Origin of the sequence: Pseudomonas sp. SC3(2021) (genome assembly GCF_019856535.1) — a bacterium.
GTDB classification, from domain to species: domain Bacteria; phylum Pseudomonadota; class Gammaproteobacteria; order Pseudomonadales; family Pseudomonadaceae; genus Aquipseudomonas; species Aquipseudomonas monsensis.
In genome coordinates, this window is sequence record NZ_CP082236.1 from 4,942,671 (window position 1) to 4,958,162 (window position 15,492).

The following is a 15,492-nucleotide window of genomic DNA, read 5'->3' on the forward strand; positions in this document are numbered from 1 at the left end:
CGGAGCATTTCGGAAACTACGTTTAGCGTTTAACTGCAGGAGTGAGGCTGCTGGCGATAGCGATGTGTCTGATTAATAAGTGCAAACTGACACACCGCTATCGCGAGCAGGCTCGCCCCTGCAGGGAGTACTAGGCAAAAACGAATGCCGAGTCCGACAGGTTAGCCACTCCCACCCCGATCAGGGTCACGGCATAGTCGCCAATCTTCAGCACGGTGTCGGCCCCGGACTGCGAGGCGTGCTGCTTGTAGTCGTAGCCCTGCCCCGCGCCTTCGACGCCCATGAACACCAATTTGTCGCTGCCCTGGTAGCCATTGATGGCATCGAAGCCGAACGCGCCGCTGAACAGGAAGGTGTTGTTGCCACCCACCGCCGTCATCACGTCGTTTCCGGCGCCGCCGACGAAGGTCACGTGGCCCTTGTCGCTGACCAGTTTATCGTCGCCACCGAGGCCGAACAGCCAGTCACCGTCGGCGGTCGCGTGCAACGCATTGCCGTACGCATCGCCGTTGAGCGAATGGGTGTACTGGGTCAGTTGGTTGCCATTGCTCAAGCCCTTGGCCGTGACGCCCCAGGTGATGTCCTTGCTGCCCCACCACGACCCCGCCTCCTTGCTCACCAGCGCACCGATGTCGCGAGTCATGCTGATGCCACCGTAGGCGTCGCGCACGTACAGCGTGCCGTCTCCGTCGTTGGCGAAGCTGAAGTTCTGCAACGGTTTCTGCAATTCGAAGGTGTTGTGGCCCTGGCCACCGAGCAGGATGTTGAAGCCACCGTCGTCACGGAACCGGTCATCGCCGGCACGGCCTTCAAGGAAGTCGTTGCCCGCCCCGCCCTTGAGCCAGTCGTTGCTGTCGGTGCCGATGATGAAGGTGCTGCCGGTGTGCGGCTCGCCGCTGCGCCCGAGGTCCTCGACCCAGGTTTTGCCCCGGGATGCTTGCTCCAGGTTGGAGACGAGGATCGTCGAGTCTTTATCGGTGAGGTTGTAGAACTTCGAGTCGATCACCCGATTCAAGCCATCGGCATACCCCAGCGAACTGTGCGCCGACCAGCTCAGCGGATTGATGATGCTGAACGGCACCAGGTTCTGTGCGGTGGACGCATAGTGGTCGTTGAAGTTGACGATGTTATCGGTGGTCGAATCATGCGGCTTGTCGTGCTTGCCCATCGAGGCGCTGCTGAACGTGGTGCCATCAAGCACGCGGAACACCGGGTCGTTCTCATAGCCGATGTTCAATACATTGTTGCCGGTGCTGCTCTGGGTCGGCGAGGCAAATGCGATGTAGTTGGCGTCCTTGAAGAACCCGCCCCAATTGTTCGCACTCAACTCGGCCACGCTGTTGACCCCGAGCCCGCCGAGGCTGTGGCCGCTGATCAAGACGTCCTTGGCAGCGATGCCATTGGCGATGGCAAACGCAGCGACGGCCTTGAGCAGGTTGTCGAAGGCGTTTTTCGCGTAGTTGCTCGCATAATCCGCAGGCCCGAACGCCGCCAACAGGTTGTTTTTCATGTCGCCGAAGGTGTCGCTGTAGTCGAGCCCGCCGGTACCACGGAAGGCCACACCGATACCGATCAGTTTGCCGGAGGCGTCGTATTTGCCGAGCACTTCGGCTTCGGCGCTGGTAAAGCCGTCCTTCTCGCCGAAGAACGTGCCTTTGTCGCCAACCTTGCCCTGATAGCCCAGCGCCGTCGCGGTCACCGGGGCCCAGGCCGTCGCGGGCAACGGTTTGCCGGTCGGTGTGTAGGCGTACAACGTCAGCGCGATGGCGTCGCTGTACAACGCTTTGCCATCGGCATTCTTGTAATCGAACAGTCCCATGCTGTGCCCTCTCTTCCTTCAAGACCGGCAGTTCTCGCAAGAACTGCCGGCATGCCTTAGAACTGCCAGTCGAGGGTCAGACCCACGCCGTGGTTCTTCTCGTTGTTACCGATCAGCCCGTTGTAATCCAGGTTCACCCGCACATCGCGATTAAGCGCCAGACCGGCGCGTACGCCCACCACCGCCGCATCACGATCCATCGACACGCTCTGCACGGTGAACGCGCTGTTGCCATTGGCGAAGGCCAGGTGGCTGTCCGCATCGACGCTGCTCAGGTTGTGCTGCCAGCCAAGGCTCGCCCCCAGTTCCAGCTGATGCTGGTCCGACACGGCAAACGTGCGCTTGGCACGCACACCCAGGGTCGAGAGCACCACGTCGCGGTTGTCTTCGCCGCCTTTGAGCGCCGCCGCGTCACCCTTTTCGGTGAAGCTTTCGGTGTTCAGGTGCACGTACGACAGATTGGCGAACGGCTCCAGGTTCATCGGTTGCAGGCCCAGGTCGTAAGCCGCTTCAGTGAACACCTGAGTCGTGGCGGCGTCGTGCTTGGTTTTCTGTCTGCCGCTGACACCACCGAACTGCAGCTCACGCTTCACGTCCACGCGATGCCAGCTGTAGGCCGCACCGGCGGTCAGGCGCAGTGCGTCGATCTGATGCCCCAGGTACGCACCCAAGTGGTAGCTGTCGACCGACGCCGACGAATGCGTGCCACTGCCCATGTTCAACGAGCTGTCGCTGTAACCGGTAACGAAACCCAAGCGAGTATCTTCAGCAATCAAGCCGTCGACACCGGCCAGCAAGCCACTGATCGAGCTGTTGGAGTCGGCATTGTCATGCCCGCCATCGCTCTTGCCCCACGAACCCAGGACCTTGACCCAGGCGTTGCTGCGGTCATCGGTCGGTGCACCAGCGTTGAACAGGTCACGTTCTCGCAGACGCTCGCCCACTGCCTCACGCAGGTAACGGCTGTCGTTGATCAGCAGCGTGCCGATAGCCGGGTGGATTTCGCCGGACAGTTGCTGGAAGGCCTGTTGCGCCGAGGCCGCGTTCGGCGACAACAGCAGGGTTTCGAACAGCGCATTGCCCGCGCCCAGCCGTTCGGCAGCAGCACCGACCGCACGCTGGTTCGGCGTCAGGCCGACGCTGGCGAAGGAGGCTTCGTTGCGCCCGACCGCCAGCTGGATACCGCCCGCCGAGTAATCGAGGATGCCACCGAGGAACGCGTAATCCGGCAATACCTGACCGAAGCGGCCTTCGATCCCGCCCGCTGCTTGCAGGATGTTGTAGCGGGTGCCGAGCAGGCTTTGCACTTCGCTGGTGGTCAGCAAGGTCGGGCTATTTTCCAGGGACATGCTCACCGTCGCGCCTTCAATCACCGCTTTGCCGGTGGCGATGATCTGGTCGCTGCTGGTCGGCGACAGTTCAACGGCATAGGTCGAGCCCGGGGCGAAGGTCACGTCGCCGGCCACGTTCAAGGTGCCGATAGAGTTGCCCGGTGCCACGGTACCGCCGCTTTTCACCGACAGCGCGCCAATATGGCCGTTACCGCCGAGGACGCCGCCGTCATTCACGGTCACTGCCGATTGCAGCGAACCGTTGATCGCCAGTCGTCCCTGATTGACCAGGGTCGGGCCGCTGTAGGTGTTGTTGCCGGTCAACACCAGAGTGCCGAGGCCCTGCTTGGTCAAACCGCCATGACCGGAAATATCGTTGCGCCAGGTGTCGAGGCCGCAGGTGATGTCGGTGCAGACACGCTCGGTGGGCTTGCCCTTGTCGATGATCGCGCCGATACCCGGCAAATCAGCGACGAACTGACCGGAGCCGTAAGCCCCCTGAATGCGGAACTCTTCGGGGATGTCCTGCTCGGTGACGAACATCGCCGGGCCGTCGATGCCCTTGCGCAGGTTGATCATGCCCCAGCCGTACAGGGCGTCGATGCCCGGTGCGCCGAGGTCGGTGGCGGTGGTGCGCAGCACCGTGGCGACCTGGTTGCCGGACATGTACGGGAAGCGCTCCATCAGCACCGCCATCGAGCCGGCCACGTGTGGCGCGGCCATCGAGGTGCCATTGTAATTTTTGTAACCGGTGGTCAGGTTGTCGGCGTTAGTGCCTTCGATGATCGCGCTGTAGATTTTCGTGCCCGGCGCCGAGACGCAGAAACTCGCGGTGTAGCCGCAACGCGAAGAGAACGTGCTCATGATGTACGGGTTGGCGCTGGCCAGGTCCGGGTTCTTCTGCAACGCAGCGACGGTGATCCAGTTGGGCGCGATGTCCGGGACGAAATAGCCGAGGCCGGCGATGGCGTCCGGGTTGTTGAGGTTGTAGTCGTTACCGGCGGCAAAGATCGTCACGATACCGCTGCGGGCCGCCGCAATTGCACCGTCGTAGGCGCCACCGGGTTTGGTGCCGAGCAGTGTGCGGATTTCGTTGAACTGCAATTGCGCGTCGTTGACGGTGAAGTGCGGGTACGCCGGATCGCGGCCACCGAGGTCGAAACGGTCGGTGATGCCGATGCCCCAGCTGTTGTTGATGATCCGTGCGCCGCTGGCGATCAGCGCATCCCAACCGGCCTTGTACACCGCGCCGTCGTTACCGCGGACGATACCGTCTTCCGGGCCGGGATCGCCGTTGTCGGCGCTGATGATCTGTGCGCCGAACGCTACGCCGTGCATCGGCCCGCCGTCACGACTGCCAGCGGCGATACCGCCGACGTGGGTGCCGTGGGCACCGAGCTTGCCGTCGGAACCGACCGAGGGCGAGCCGTCGTACAGGAACGCATCACCCGCCTTCACCGGAATGTACGGGTCGTTGTATTCGCGGATCCCGCGCGTGACCAGGGTGATCACCTTGTTGCTGCCGGAGAACTCCGGATGCGCGGCGTACACCGGCTGGTCGAAAATGCCCAGCTTCACGCCTTTGCCGGTATAGCCGGCGGCATAGGCGTAATCGGCACCGATCGCACCCAGGCCCCAGTCGGCCTGGAACTCGGCGCTGCGCCAACTCGAGGGATCACCCTTGCGACCGTTTTCCACGTAGGGCGCCGCGTGCGCGGTGCCCCAACTGGTCAGTGCGCACAACACGGCGCACGTGAGGGTTTTCAGGGCAAAGCGGCCACCCGTTTGCGCGGGGGTATTGTTGTTATTCATCCAGCGACCTTCCTTAGTGATGTTGCGAAAAATCCGTTTATCTCGAATGCATGCACTGCCTTGTGGCGAGGGGATTTAAGCGGCCCCCTGCAACCTTTCAGGCAAACCGAGTCGTATGGGTCTGCGACTGCTGCGCAGCCGAACGGGGATAAATCCCCTCGCCACAGGTCTGTGTTTGCGCAGCCTGCGGCAGCTCTCGCAGGGATTGGCGTCCCTCCCCTCGGTCAGAACTGCCAGTTCAAACTCAAGCCAACGCCATGACTCTTCTCGCGGCTGGCCAGTTGTCCGGTGTAATCGAGGTTCACCCGCACGTCCTTGCTCAACGCCAGGCTGGCCTGCACGCCCACCAATGCGGCATCGCGCAGCAGTGCCGAGCTCTCCACCGAATACGGCGTGCCGCCGCTGGCAAAACGCAGGTGCTGCCCGGAGTCGATAGCGCTCAGGCTGTGCTGCCAGCCGAGGTGGCCGCTGACGTCCAGCGATTGCTGCGCCGACAGGTTGAAGGTCTTCAGCACGCGCACACCTAGGGTGCTCAGTACCGCATCACGCTGGTCGCCGGTGCTTTTCAGTGCCGCCGCATTGCCCTTTTCCCTGAAGCCTTCGGTGTCCAGGTGCACATACGCGAGGTTGGCGAACGGCTCCAGTGCCAACGGTTGCAGGTGCAGTCGATACGCCGCTTCACCGAACACTTGCGTGGTGCTCGCATCGACCTTGGCCTTCTGTTTGCCGCTGACGTTGCCGTACTGCAAGTCGCGCTTCACATCCGCACGGTGCCAGCTGTACGCCGCTCCGGTGCTCAAGCGCCAGGCGCCGGTTTCATGGCCGGCGTACGCGCCGAGGTGATAGCTGTCGACCTTGGCCGATGAATGCGTGCCCGAGCCCATGCTCAATGAGCTGTCGCTGTAGCCGGTGACCAGACCGATGCGGGTCTGCTCGTCGAGGGCGCCGTCGATACCGGCCAGCAGGCCGCCAATCGAGGTGCTGTAACCCGCCGTGTCATGGCTCGAATCGGTGGTGCCCCAGGCGCCGAGGGCCTTGATCCAGCCGTTGCTGTGCGCCGCCGAGGCATCGTGCAGACGTTCACCCAACGCGTCGCGCAACTGACGGCTGTCATTGATCAGCATCGAGCCGAGCGCCGGATAGATCTCGCCGCTCAACTGCTGGAAGGCGTGTTGCGCGGCCGGCGCGTCGGCCGCCAGCAACAGGCTTTCGTACACCGAATTGCCAGCGCCGAGACCTTCCACCGCCGCCGCCACCGCACGTTGGTTCGGGGTCTGGCCGACGCTGGCGAACGCGGTTGCATTTCGTTCTATGTCGAGCTGAATGCCGTTGCCGGAATAGTCGAGGCTGCCACCGATAAACAGGTAATTCGGCAGCACCGCACCGAACCGGCCCTGTATGCCGCCCGCCGCTTGCAGGATGTCGTACTGGCGCCCGAGCAGGCTTTGCGTCTCGGCGCTGCTGAGCAGTGTCGGGCTGTTTTCCAGCGACAGGCTGACCGTGGCGCCGCTAACGGTTGCCGTGCCGCCGGCAACGATCCGATCGCTGCTGGTCGGCGAGAGTTCTACCGCGTAAGTCGAACCCGGCGCGAAGGTCACGTCACCGGCCACGTTCAAGGTGCCGATGGAATTGCCCGGCGCCACGCGGCTGCCGCTGTTGGCGGTCAACGCGCCGATGCGCCCGGAACCGCCGAGCGTAGCGTTGTCGTTCACGGTCACGGCAGACGTCAGCGCACCGTTCACCGTCAACAAGCCGCCATTGACCGTGGTCGGGCCGCGATACGTATTGTTGCCGGTGAGAATCAGCTGCCCGGCGCCGGACTTGATCAGGCTGCCCTGATAAATCCGCTGCGTCGCCGCTGCGTCGCGGGCGCTGCCGATGGCATAGTCGGTCTGATCCTGCTGACTGGCACCGCCCGGGACGCCGTTCTGCCAGCCCTTGTCCTGCAGGGTTTGCTGCCAGGCATTGTGTTCGGCGAGGTCTTCGCTCTGACGCTGGATCAGTGCCTTGTCGGAGATGTCATTGCTCCAGATATCGCGCTGCCCCGCCCCCAGACTGGCATCGAACGCGCCGAGCAACTGGCCCGGCCCGCGCATGGCCCGGTTCAGGTTGGCCACGCCCCAGCCGACCTGAGCGGTCGGTGCGTCGGTAGCCGAGCCATCGAGCTGCGTGGCGGTGGTCAGCAGTACTTCGAGCGCCTGCTGATTGTTCATGTACGGGTAACGTTCCATCACCAGCGCCAGGGCGCCGGTGGCGTGCGGCGCCGCCATTGAGGTGCCGGACTTGATCGCGTAACCGCCACCGGGGATGGTGCTGTCGATCTTCGCCCCCGGCGTGGTGATGCACCAGTACTTGGCGAGGCCGCATTGGTTGTACTTCTGCTGATTGCCCTGGTCGAGCCCGGAGACGGCCAGCCAGTGACCTTCAAGGTCCGGCTGAAAGTACGGCAGCGCGGAACGCACGCTGGCATTCGGGTAACCGCTGTTGCCGGCACTGAACACGTTGATCACACCACGGCGCGACACGTCGCCTGCGGCGTCGAGCCAGGTGCCTTGGTTGTAGTGTTGGGCGTAGGCGGCGTGCAGATCGGCCAGGGTGCGATAGCTGACATCCGGCGGCTGACTGCCCCAGCTGTTGTTGATCGCGCGCACGCCGGCATCGGCCAGGGCGTCATACACCGCTTTGAAATAACGCGGGTCGGGGTTGGGGCCGAACAGGAAGCTGTCGTTCTTGTTGGTGTTGCCGACGTAGAGCTGCGCGTTATACGCCACCCCGTGCATGCCGCTGCCGTCGCGGGACGCCCCCATGGTGCCAACCACGTGGGTGCCGTGGGAGTCGTTGTTGGAGTTGAGGGTGCCGTCGACGTTGAACAGCGAGCCGTCAACATAGCTGCCGCTGGCCAGTACCGGGTGATAGCGGTCGCTGGCGAACTCGGGATGGGCGGCATCGAAACCGGAATCGAGCGCGCCGATTTTCACCCCTTTGCCGGTGATGCCGGCGGCATAGGCTTGGTCGGCCTGCATGCGTTGCAGGCCCCAGTCGCGCAGAAACTCGGTGCTGCGCCAACTGGCGGGATCGCCGGGTTTGCCGGTTTCCAGGTACTGCGCCTGGGCCTGCGCAACAGAAACTGCAAGCAACAGGGTGCCGACCGATGCCGGCTTGAAGCGTACGTCCATGTTCACCACTCACTTTTATTGTTTTATGCAGGTTTTTCTGCGGTGCTGCCTGTTCCCCTCACCCCAGCCCACTCCCCGAGGGAGAGGGAGCAGACCGGGCTGTCTTGCGTCATTCACCGACCTGAAGAACCGGATCGAATGTGGATTCAGCGCCGCTCGATCAGGTCGGTGTACCTCTGAAATATCCCCCAATCGGTCCCCTCTCCCTCTGGGAGAGGGTTAGGGTGAGGGCTGTTGAGCTACCACAAAAGCTTCATCCACCCGCGCCAGATCCTGTTCGTTCAAGGTCCCGGCGTAGTAATGCAATTTGGTCCAGGCCATCAAATAGTCGTACCGCGCCTGCGCCAGATCGCGGCGGGTGGTGAACAGTTGCTGTTCGGCATTCAAGGCGTCGAGGTTGGTCCGTTCGCCGCCGAGAATGCTCTGTTTGGTCGACACCACTAGCGCTTCCGCCGAGGTCAGCGCTTTCTGGTAAGCACGCAATTTGCTCACACCGGACAGGCACGCACTGAACTGACGCCGCAGCTCGATCAGTGTCTCGCGCGTCTTGCCATCCAGTTCGTACTCCGCCTGTTCCATGGTGCGGCTGGCCTGGCGCGTCGATGCCGACACCCCGCCACCGGCATACAACGGCACGCTGACTTCAAAACCGATGGTGTTGGTCTCGTACCGCTGGTTGTAGGTATTGCCGCTTTCCGACTCGTTCTGGCGCATCGACGCGTAGGCGCTGACTTTCGGCAAGTGCCCGGCGCGGTTGCGCTCCACTTCGTAGCGTGCCACTTCCACCGCCTGGCGTTGCGACGCCAGGTTGGGGTTATTGCTGATCGCCATTTCGTGCCAGGTGTCGTAGTTGGCCGGCATCAGCGCGAAGGTTTGGAAGTTCTGATTCAGCGGCACCAGATCACCGATATCCACCGCCGGCACACCGACCAGAGCGCCCAGTTCACGCAGCGCGGCATCCTGCTCGTTGCGCGCCTCGATCTCTTCGGCGGTCGCCAGTTCGTAACGCGACTCGGCTTCGAGAATGTCGGTGCGGGTGCCCTCGCCCTGTTTGAACATGTGCTCGTTTTGCTGGAACTGCTGCTCGTAGGCCTTCTTCTTCGCCTGGGCGATATCAATCTGATCCTGGGCAAACAAGGCCTTGGTGTAGTTGTCCAGCACCCGCACCAGCAGTTCCTGACTCTTGCCACGGAAGTTCTCGTCGGCGAACAGCGACTGCGCCACGCCTTTGCGATACGCGGCATAAGCCTCGTAGTCGAGCAACGGTTGTTGCAGGGTCAGGGCCGAGCCGTAACTGCTGTAGTTGCGGTCATCGGTACGATTGCGCGCACGTTCGTCGAGCGAGGTCGCCTTCGACGAGTTACGGCCCTTGTTGTAGGTGTAACCGATTTTCGGCAACAGCCCGGCGCGGCCAATGGCGCGGTTCTCCAGGCCGGCATCACGCTCCTTGATCGCGCCGAGGAACACCGGGTCGTTGCGCAACGCTTGTTCGTAAATCTCGAACGGCCCCATCGCCGCCACTGCCGTGTGACTCGCCAGCAGCATCATTGCCGCCGCGAGCATGGAAAGCTTATTCATACAGCCGAACATCCTTATTCCTCGGTCAACGCGGAGCCTGCCCGGTCGAGCAGCGGTTTGAACAGATAGTTGAGGAGTGAACGTTCACCGGTACGCACGAACATCTCTGCCGGCATGCCGGGCTTGATCACCAGACCGTTGAGTTTTTCCATGGCCTGATCGCTGACACTGCTGCGCAACACGTAGTACGGCACGCCGGTTTTCTCGTCGATCATCTGGTCGGCAGAAATCAGGCTGACTTCACCCGGTACCCGCGGGGTTTTGCTCTGGTTGAACGCGGTGAACAGGATGTCCACCGGCAAATGCGTGCCGACCTTGTCGATCAGGTTGATCGGCAAGTGCCCTTCCACTTCCAGGCTGGTGCCTTGGGGTACGATCTCCAGCAGGGTTTCGCCCTGCCGGACCACGGCGCCTTCGGTGTGCACGCCGAGGTTGACCGCCACGCCATCGGCGGTGGCGACAATCTCGCTGTGTTGCAGGTCGAAACCGGCGGAGGTCAGTTGCTCGGACAGCGTGACGCTTTTCAACTGGGCATCGGCCAGTTGCGTGCGTACTTCCTTCTGATATTCCTCGCCGTGCTGTTGCAGTTTCAGCCGCGATTCGAGGATGCCCTGCTCCACACGGCCGCTTTCCCCGGTGTTCTCTGCCAGTTGCTGCTGCACTTGCGACAATTGACGCTGATATTCCATCAAACGGTTGCGCGGGATGTAGCCGTTGTCTGCCAGCGGCTGCAGGTTGCTCAGTTGTTGCTGCAGCGAATCGGCCTGAGCATTGAGATCAGTGCGTGCACGGCGCATGCCGGCCAGTTGCGCGGTGGCGCCTTCGATGCTGGCGCGCAATCCGGCCTGCTCGCGGTAGAACGCTTCGCGGCGGCTGCTGAACAGTTGACGCTGGCCTTCGAGCACCAGGGCCAGACGCGGATCCGGATCACTGCTCAGTTCGGCCGGAAAGGTCACCTGCTTGAGGTTGTCACGCTCAGCCTGCCAACGCGCCAGGCTGGCCCAGGCCATGCGGTATTGCGCTTGCAGCGATTGCACGTCAGCCGCAACCTGGGTCTGGTCGAGACGAAACAGCGGTTGCCCCTGTTTCACGATCTCGCCTTCGCGCACCAGAATGCGGCTGACCACACCGCTGCTCATTGACTGCACGGCTTTGCGTTTGCCTGTCACCACCACGGTACCCTGCACCGGAATCCCCTGATCCAGCGGCGCCAATGCCGCCCAGGTGAAGAAGCTGCCGGCGCCGACGATGGCCAGAATCCAGCCCATGCGGGCGAAGAACTTCGCGTCGCGCTCCGGGCGCTCAGTGATGTAGGCGTGTTCCATGTTCGCTTCGTTTTCAGTGTTCATGCTGGCGCTGCTCATACACCCGAATTCCTTGTCGAGGGCTGGTACTGCCGGCTCATGCTGAGCCCGCCCGGTGCTTGTGCAGCTTTCTCACGTTGTTGCTCCTGCTGGCCGGACAGCGCCTTGAGCACTTCCTGACTCTGACCGAAGGCCTGCAAACGACCCTCGTTGAGTACCAGCAACTTGTCGGCCTGGGCCAGCACCGAAGAACGGTGCGTCACCAGCACCACCGTGGTGCCCTGGGCCTTGAGCTGGGCGATGGCGCTGGCCAGGGCGGCTTCGCCGACGGTGTCGAGGTTGGAGTTCGGCTCGTCCAGCACCACCAGGCTCGGCGTGCCGTACATCGCGCGGGCCAGGGCCACGCGCTGCTTCTGGCCGCCGGACAGACCGCTGCCGTCCTCGCCCAGTTGTGTGTCGTAGCCCTGCGGCAGACGCAGGATCATCTCGTGGACGCCGGCCTGTTGTGCGGCCGCCACCACTTTCTGCGGGTCGGCCTCGCTGAACCGCGCAATGTTCTCGGCGATGCTGCCGCTGAACAGTTCGATGTCCTGCGGCAGGTAGCCGATGTACGGGCCGAGCTGGTCGCGGTTCCAGCGGTGGATGTCGGCGCCGTCCAGGCGCACGATACCGCCGAGGGTCGGCCACACGCCGACGAGGACTCGGGCCAGCGTCGACTTGCCGGAGCCGGAAGCCCCAAGCACACCCAGCACTTCACCGGCACCCAGATGAAAATTGACCATGTGCAAGGTCGCTGCACGTTGCCCCGGTGGGCCCGCGCTGACTTGCTCGAAGGTGATCTGCCCTTTCGGCGCCGGCAACGCCATCGCTTCGTCGCTCGGTGGAAACGCTTGCAGCAAGGCATCGAGGCGGCGATACGCCAGCTTCGCCCCGCTCCACTGTTTCCACACGGCGATCAACTGGTCGATCGGGCTCAGAACGCGGCCCATCAGAATGGAACCGGCGATCATCATCCCGGCGGTCATGTCGCCCTTGATCACCAGCAACGCACCCAGCCCCAGCACCAGCGATTGCAGGCACAGGCGCAGGGTTTTACTCATCGAGCTGATCACTGCCCCGGTGTCACTGGCCTGATTCTGCAGGCCGAGGAAACGCGAGTGCACCTGGAACCAGCGCTTGCGCAGCGAACCAAGCATGCCCATTGCCTGAATGGTTTCGGCGTTATGCAAATGACTGGTCGCCAGTTGACTGGATTTCTGCGAAAAACCGGCGGCATCGCCCAACGGCTTTTTGGTCATGTATTCGTTGAGGCACGCCAGCGCGATCAGCAGCAGCGCGCCCGCCGTGGCGAGGACGCCGAGCCAGACGTTGAACAGGTAAATCACGAACAGATAGACCGGGAACCACGGCGCGTCGAAAAACGCAAACAGCGCCGGCCCGGTGACGAACTGGCGGATGTGGGTCAGGTCGCCCAGCGACTGCCCGGCATTGCCCTCGCCCTTGAACAGGTTGCGCTCGAACGCGGCCTGATAGACCCGCAGGTTGAAACGGCGCTCCAGTTGGCTACCGATGCGGATGACGATGAAGCTGCGGATTACCTCGAGCAGGCCGATGAAGGCAAAAAAACCAACGACCATCAGCGACAGCATCGCCAGGGTGGTTTCGTTCTGCGATGACAGTACCCGGTCATACACCTGAAGCATATAAATGGAGGGCACCAGCATCAGCACGTTTATCAGTGCGGTAAAGCAACCGACGCTGATCAGAATGCTTTTATAGTCACCCAATGCCTTGATGAGGGGAGCGGTGGCTGGGGCCTTCGCCATCTTCATTGATTATTCCTGAGAGATATCTCTCGCCAGTCTTTGACGAGACTTCAAATTAATTAACCGCACACAGTCGGCGCTTTCTTTGCCGGTGGCCGCTTACACTTTCATAACAACTAGCGCTATTTAATGCGGCGCAGTTGCCATGAACATCGCGGCTTATAACCTTTCATTGACGCTTTATATTAAAACCCTTTCATGCGCTGCCTGATCAAGACTATTGCGCCGAGCGCTCAAGTGTAATCACCAAGCCTGATTTCAAAGTCGTCAGATAAAGCCCATCACGTTGTCGGCTGAAAAACTGGATTCTTGAGCCTTCCTTACCGGTGACCGACAGGCCATCGGGCTCGGGAAACCAGCCGATGGGTGTTTGCTCAAGCCATGCGCCCAGGCAGTCGGCACCTTTGCCCAGGGTCTGATTGGCCTCCAGCTCGATGACGCACGTGTTCGAGGGTTTGTCCTGCAGGGTCTGCGCCTGCGGCGCATCTTCGCGCGCCGTCAGCGTCGCCTGCCATTGCCCGGCAAATACCGAGGGATCTTCGAGTCTGAGGCTGCTTGCCATACTTGTTTCTCCAGAAATCATGATGAACGCCGCGGAAAGCCACGCCACTGCCTTGTAGGTAAAAGCTTTACTGATCATGGGAATATTCGCTCCGGCGCGTAGCCTTGCCTACAGATCCAACCGATGCAAGTAAAGAAAGCGGCGCATGACGCGCCGCTTTCCCTGTTACATCACGCCACGATGTCGCTGGTCGCTGCCTGGCCCACGGTGCTCACCTGGAAGTCGGCCACGCCGTGCCCGGAGAAGTCCACCGACAGCAGGCTGTTGCCGCCCGACGAGGTCAACACGGCATCGCCTGCCGCACCGGTGAAGGCGCTGACGAAGTGCAGGCCGGCACCTTTGGTGATGCCGGTCAGGTCGATTTTGTCCAGACCGCTGACGAAGTCGAGGATCTGATCAATCGCACCCGGCTTGGAGTCGGAGCTGGCCGCGAACACGAAGGTGTCCGAACCCGCGCCGCCCCACAGCTTGTCGGCACCGCCAGCCCCGTAGAGGATGTCGTTGCCGGCACCGCCCTTGAGCTCGTTGGCCACGCTGTTGCCGATCAGCAGGTCGTTGCCCGAACCGCCGATGGCGTTCTCGATGATCGCGCCCTTGGCGATGGACACGTTACCCACCATGCCGCCAACGTCGGAGAAAGAGGCATCATTGAGGTTGATCTTCTGGTTCTGGGTGAACCCGGAGAAGTCCAGGGTGTCCTTGCCGCCCGCGTCCCATACCGAGAACACGAGTTTGTCGCTCGACGACGAAGCACTGAGGAAGTCGCGACCGGTGTTGGAGTTGAAACCGTAGGTGGTGTCACCGGTACGGGTGGTGGTGTTGGCACCGTAGAGCTTCTGAATCGCCGCGATGTCGTCCATCAACGGGCCGGACGCGTAGGCTTCTACCCCGCCCTTGCTGAAGTTCTGATTGGTGTTGCTTTCACTCCAGTAACTCATAAGGCTGTAACCGCGGGTGTCTTGCCCGTAGGAAGCATCCTTGTAAGTCGGGTTGCCTTCGCCGGCGTTGTAGTCGCCAGGGTGAGACAGGCCCAGGGCGTGGCCGATTTCGTGCGTCAGGGTCTGACGCCCGTAATTGTTCAGGCCCGGTGTCTTGTTAACGTCGTAGCCACTGCCGGTCAGGTACCAGGACTGACCGTCATAGCCTGGCTCGGTGCCTGGCAGGAAGGCAAACGCTGCTGCACCGTCCAGGCCGCCGCTGTAGTTACCGAAGGTCATGTGACCGTCGCCACCACGGGCAGCTTCGGTGAATGTCACGTTGGCAACATCCGCCCAGGATTGCATGGCGAGCACGGCCTGGGCTTTCTGCAGGGCGCTGAACTGACTGAAACCGGTGACGCCCAGACCGCTGAAGTTGGCGGTTTTGGCCGTCAGAAAGGTGTAGGTCAGTTCGATCTTGCCGCTGTTGTTGAGGTCGTGCCAGGAAGCACCGTCCCGCAACAGTTGGGTAGCGGCTTGATCCACCGAGAAGGAGGGTTTGCCATTGACCGTGAGATTACCGCCACGGTCGTACTGATGGCTGAAGCTATTGATCTGGTTCCAGGCGGAGCTGGTGGCAGCCAGAGACTGCACGGCGCCGACAGGCACAAATGTGTCTGCGGTGGTATCAATAGCGTTAGCTTTTACTTTCGACATAAACACACTTCCTTGTTTAGCAATGGAACAGTTTTTGTCCGATAGCGACAATCTCTGGCGAGATCGTCCTATCACTCGCCCAATGAAGGCGTAAGAAACCTGACACAATTTGAAATCTGTCGTAAAGCATTTTTTTGAGATCAAATTAAGCTGTTTCGAAAAACTGCCGTAAACAAAGCGTGCGAGGTCGAAAGAATGTTTTAAGCGATGTGCTTTCGCCTAATTGTCAGACGATTTTCTATTTAAATATTAAATATCGGTAAGTTGTTTTTTGTTAGCCGCGTCTCACTTTTCTGCACTTTATTAGTGCGTGCCAGCGCATTGATATCAATCGTTCAAATACTGGAAATCCCTGTGGAAGCGGGCTTGCTCGCGAAGGCATCGGATCAGTCAACATTGCCGTCGAATGACACACCGCTTTCGCGAGCAAGCCCGCCCCCACAGGGATTT

Annotated in this window: 8 protein-coding genes; all 8 read right to left on the reverse strand. The window is 61.6% G+C overall.

Features of this window, described 5'->3' with window-relative positions; genetic code table 11:
• Window positions 1–130: 130 nt before the first annotated feature.
• Window positions 131–1,819, reverse strand: a complete 1,689-nt coding sequence (locus K5Y35_RS22080; protein ID WP_222832948.1) for a polyurethanase — start codon at window positions 1,817–1,819, stop codon at window positions 131–133.
• A gap of 56 nt (window positions 1,820–1,875) precedes the next feature.
• Window positions 1,876–4,962 (reverse strand): autotransporter serine protease, encoded by a 3,087-nt coding sequence (locus tag K5Y35_RS22085; RefSeq protein WP_222832949.1) that lies wholly within the window; start codon window positions 4,960–4,962, stop codon window positions 1,876–1,878.
• Window positions 4,963–5,186: 224 nt separating this feature from the next.
• A complete protein-coding gene (locus K5Y35_RS22090) occupies window positions 5,187–8,138 on the reverse strand; it encodes an autotransporter serine protease (protein WP_222832950.1) in 2,952 nt (983 codons plus the stop codon).
• A gap of 219 nt (window positions 8,139–8,357) precedes the next feature.
• Window positions 8,358–9,728, reverse strand: coding sequence for a TolC family outer membrane protein (locus K5Y35_RS22095; protein ID WP_222832951.1), 1,371 nt, complete (start codon window positions 9,726–9,728; stop codon window positions 8,358–8,360).
• A gap of 2 nt (window positions 9,729–9,730) precedes the next feature.
• Window positions 9,731–11,080, reverse strand: a complete 1,350-nt coding sequence (locus tag K5Y35_RS22100) for an HlyD family type I secretion periplasmic adaptor subunit (RefSeq protein WP_186745231.1) — start codon at window positions 11,078–11,080, stop codon at window positions 9,731–9,733.
• The gene (locus K5Y35_RS22105) at window positions 11,077–12,852 is read right to left on the reverse strand and encodes a type I secretion system permease/ATPase (protein WP_123468597.1); all 1,776 of its coding nucleotides are present in this window, start codon (window positions 12,850–12,852) and stop codon (window positions 11,077–11,079) included. The genes K5Y35_RS22100 and K5Y35_RS22105 overlap by 4 nt, the downstream gene beginning before the upstream one ends.
• 211 nt (window positions 12,853–13,063) lie before the next feature.
• Window positions 13,064–13,486: an AprI/Inh family metalloprotease inhibitor gene (locus tag K5Y35_RS22110; protein WP_158277043.1), complete on the reverse strand. Its 423-nt coding sequence runs from the start codon at window positions 13,484–13,486 to the stop codon at window positions 13,064–13,066.
• A gap of 92 nt (window positions 13,487–13,578) precedes the next feature.
• Window positions 13,579–15,042: a serralysin family metalloprotease gene (locus K5Y35_RS22115; RefSeq protein WP_222832952.1), complete on the reverse strand. Its 1,464-nt coding sequence runs from the start codon at window positions 15,040–15,042 to the stop codon at window positions 13,579–13,581.
• Between the last annotated feature and the right edge of the window lie 450 nt (window positions 15,043–15,492).

Bases quoted from the DNA above. Each gene is read 5' to 3' on its own strand.
- K5Y35_RS22090 (WP_222832950.1), bottom strand. From the start codon at position 8,138: ATGGACGTACGCTTCAAGCCGGCATCGGTCGGCACCCTGTTGCTTGCA.
- K5Y35_RS22105 (WP_123468597.1), bottom strand. From the start codon at position 12,852: ATGAAGATGGCGAAGGCCCCAGCCACCGCTCCCCTCATCAAGGCATTG.
- K5Y35_RS22115 (WP_222832952.1), bottom strand. From the start codon at position 15,042: ATGTCGAAAGTAAAAGCTAACGCTATTGATACCACCGCAGACACATTT.
- K5Y35_RS22100 (WP_186745231.1), bottom strand. From the start codon at position 11,080: ATGAGCAGCGCCAGCATGAACACTGAAAACGAAGCGAACATGGAACAC.
- K5Y35_RS22095 (WP_222832951.1), bottom strand. From the start codon at position 9,728: ATGTTCGGCTGTATGAATAAGCTTTCCATGCTCGCGGCGGCAATGATG.
- K5Y35_RS22110 (WP_158277043.1), bottom strand. From the start codon at position 13,486: ATGATCAGTAAAGCTTTTACCTACAAGGCAGTGGCGTGGCTTTCCGCG.
- K5Y35_RS22080 (WP_222832948.1), bottom strand. From the start codon at position 1,819: ATGGGACTGTTCGATTACAAGAATGCCGATGGCAAAGCGTTGTACAGC.
- K5Y35_RS22085 (WP_222832949.1), bottom strand. From the start codon at position 4,962: ATGAATAACAACAATACCCCCGCGCAAACGGGTGGCCGCTTTGCCCTG.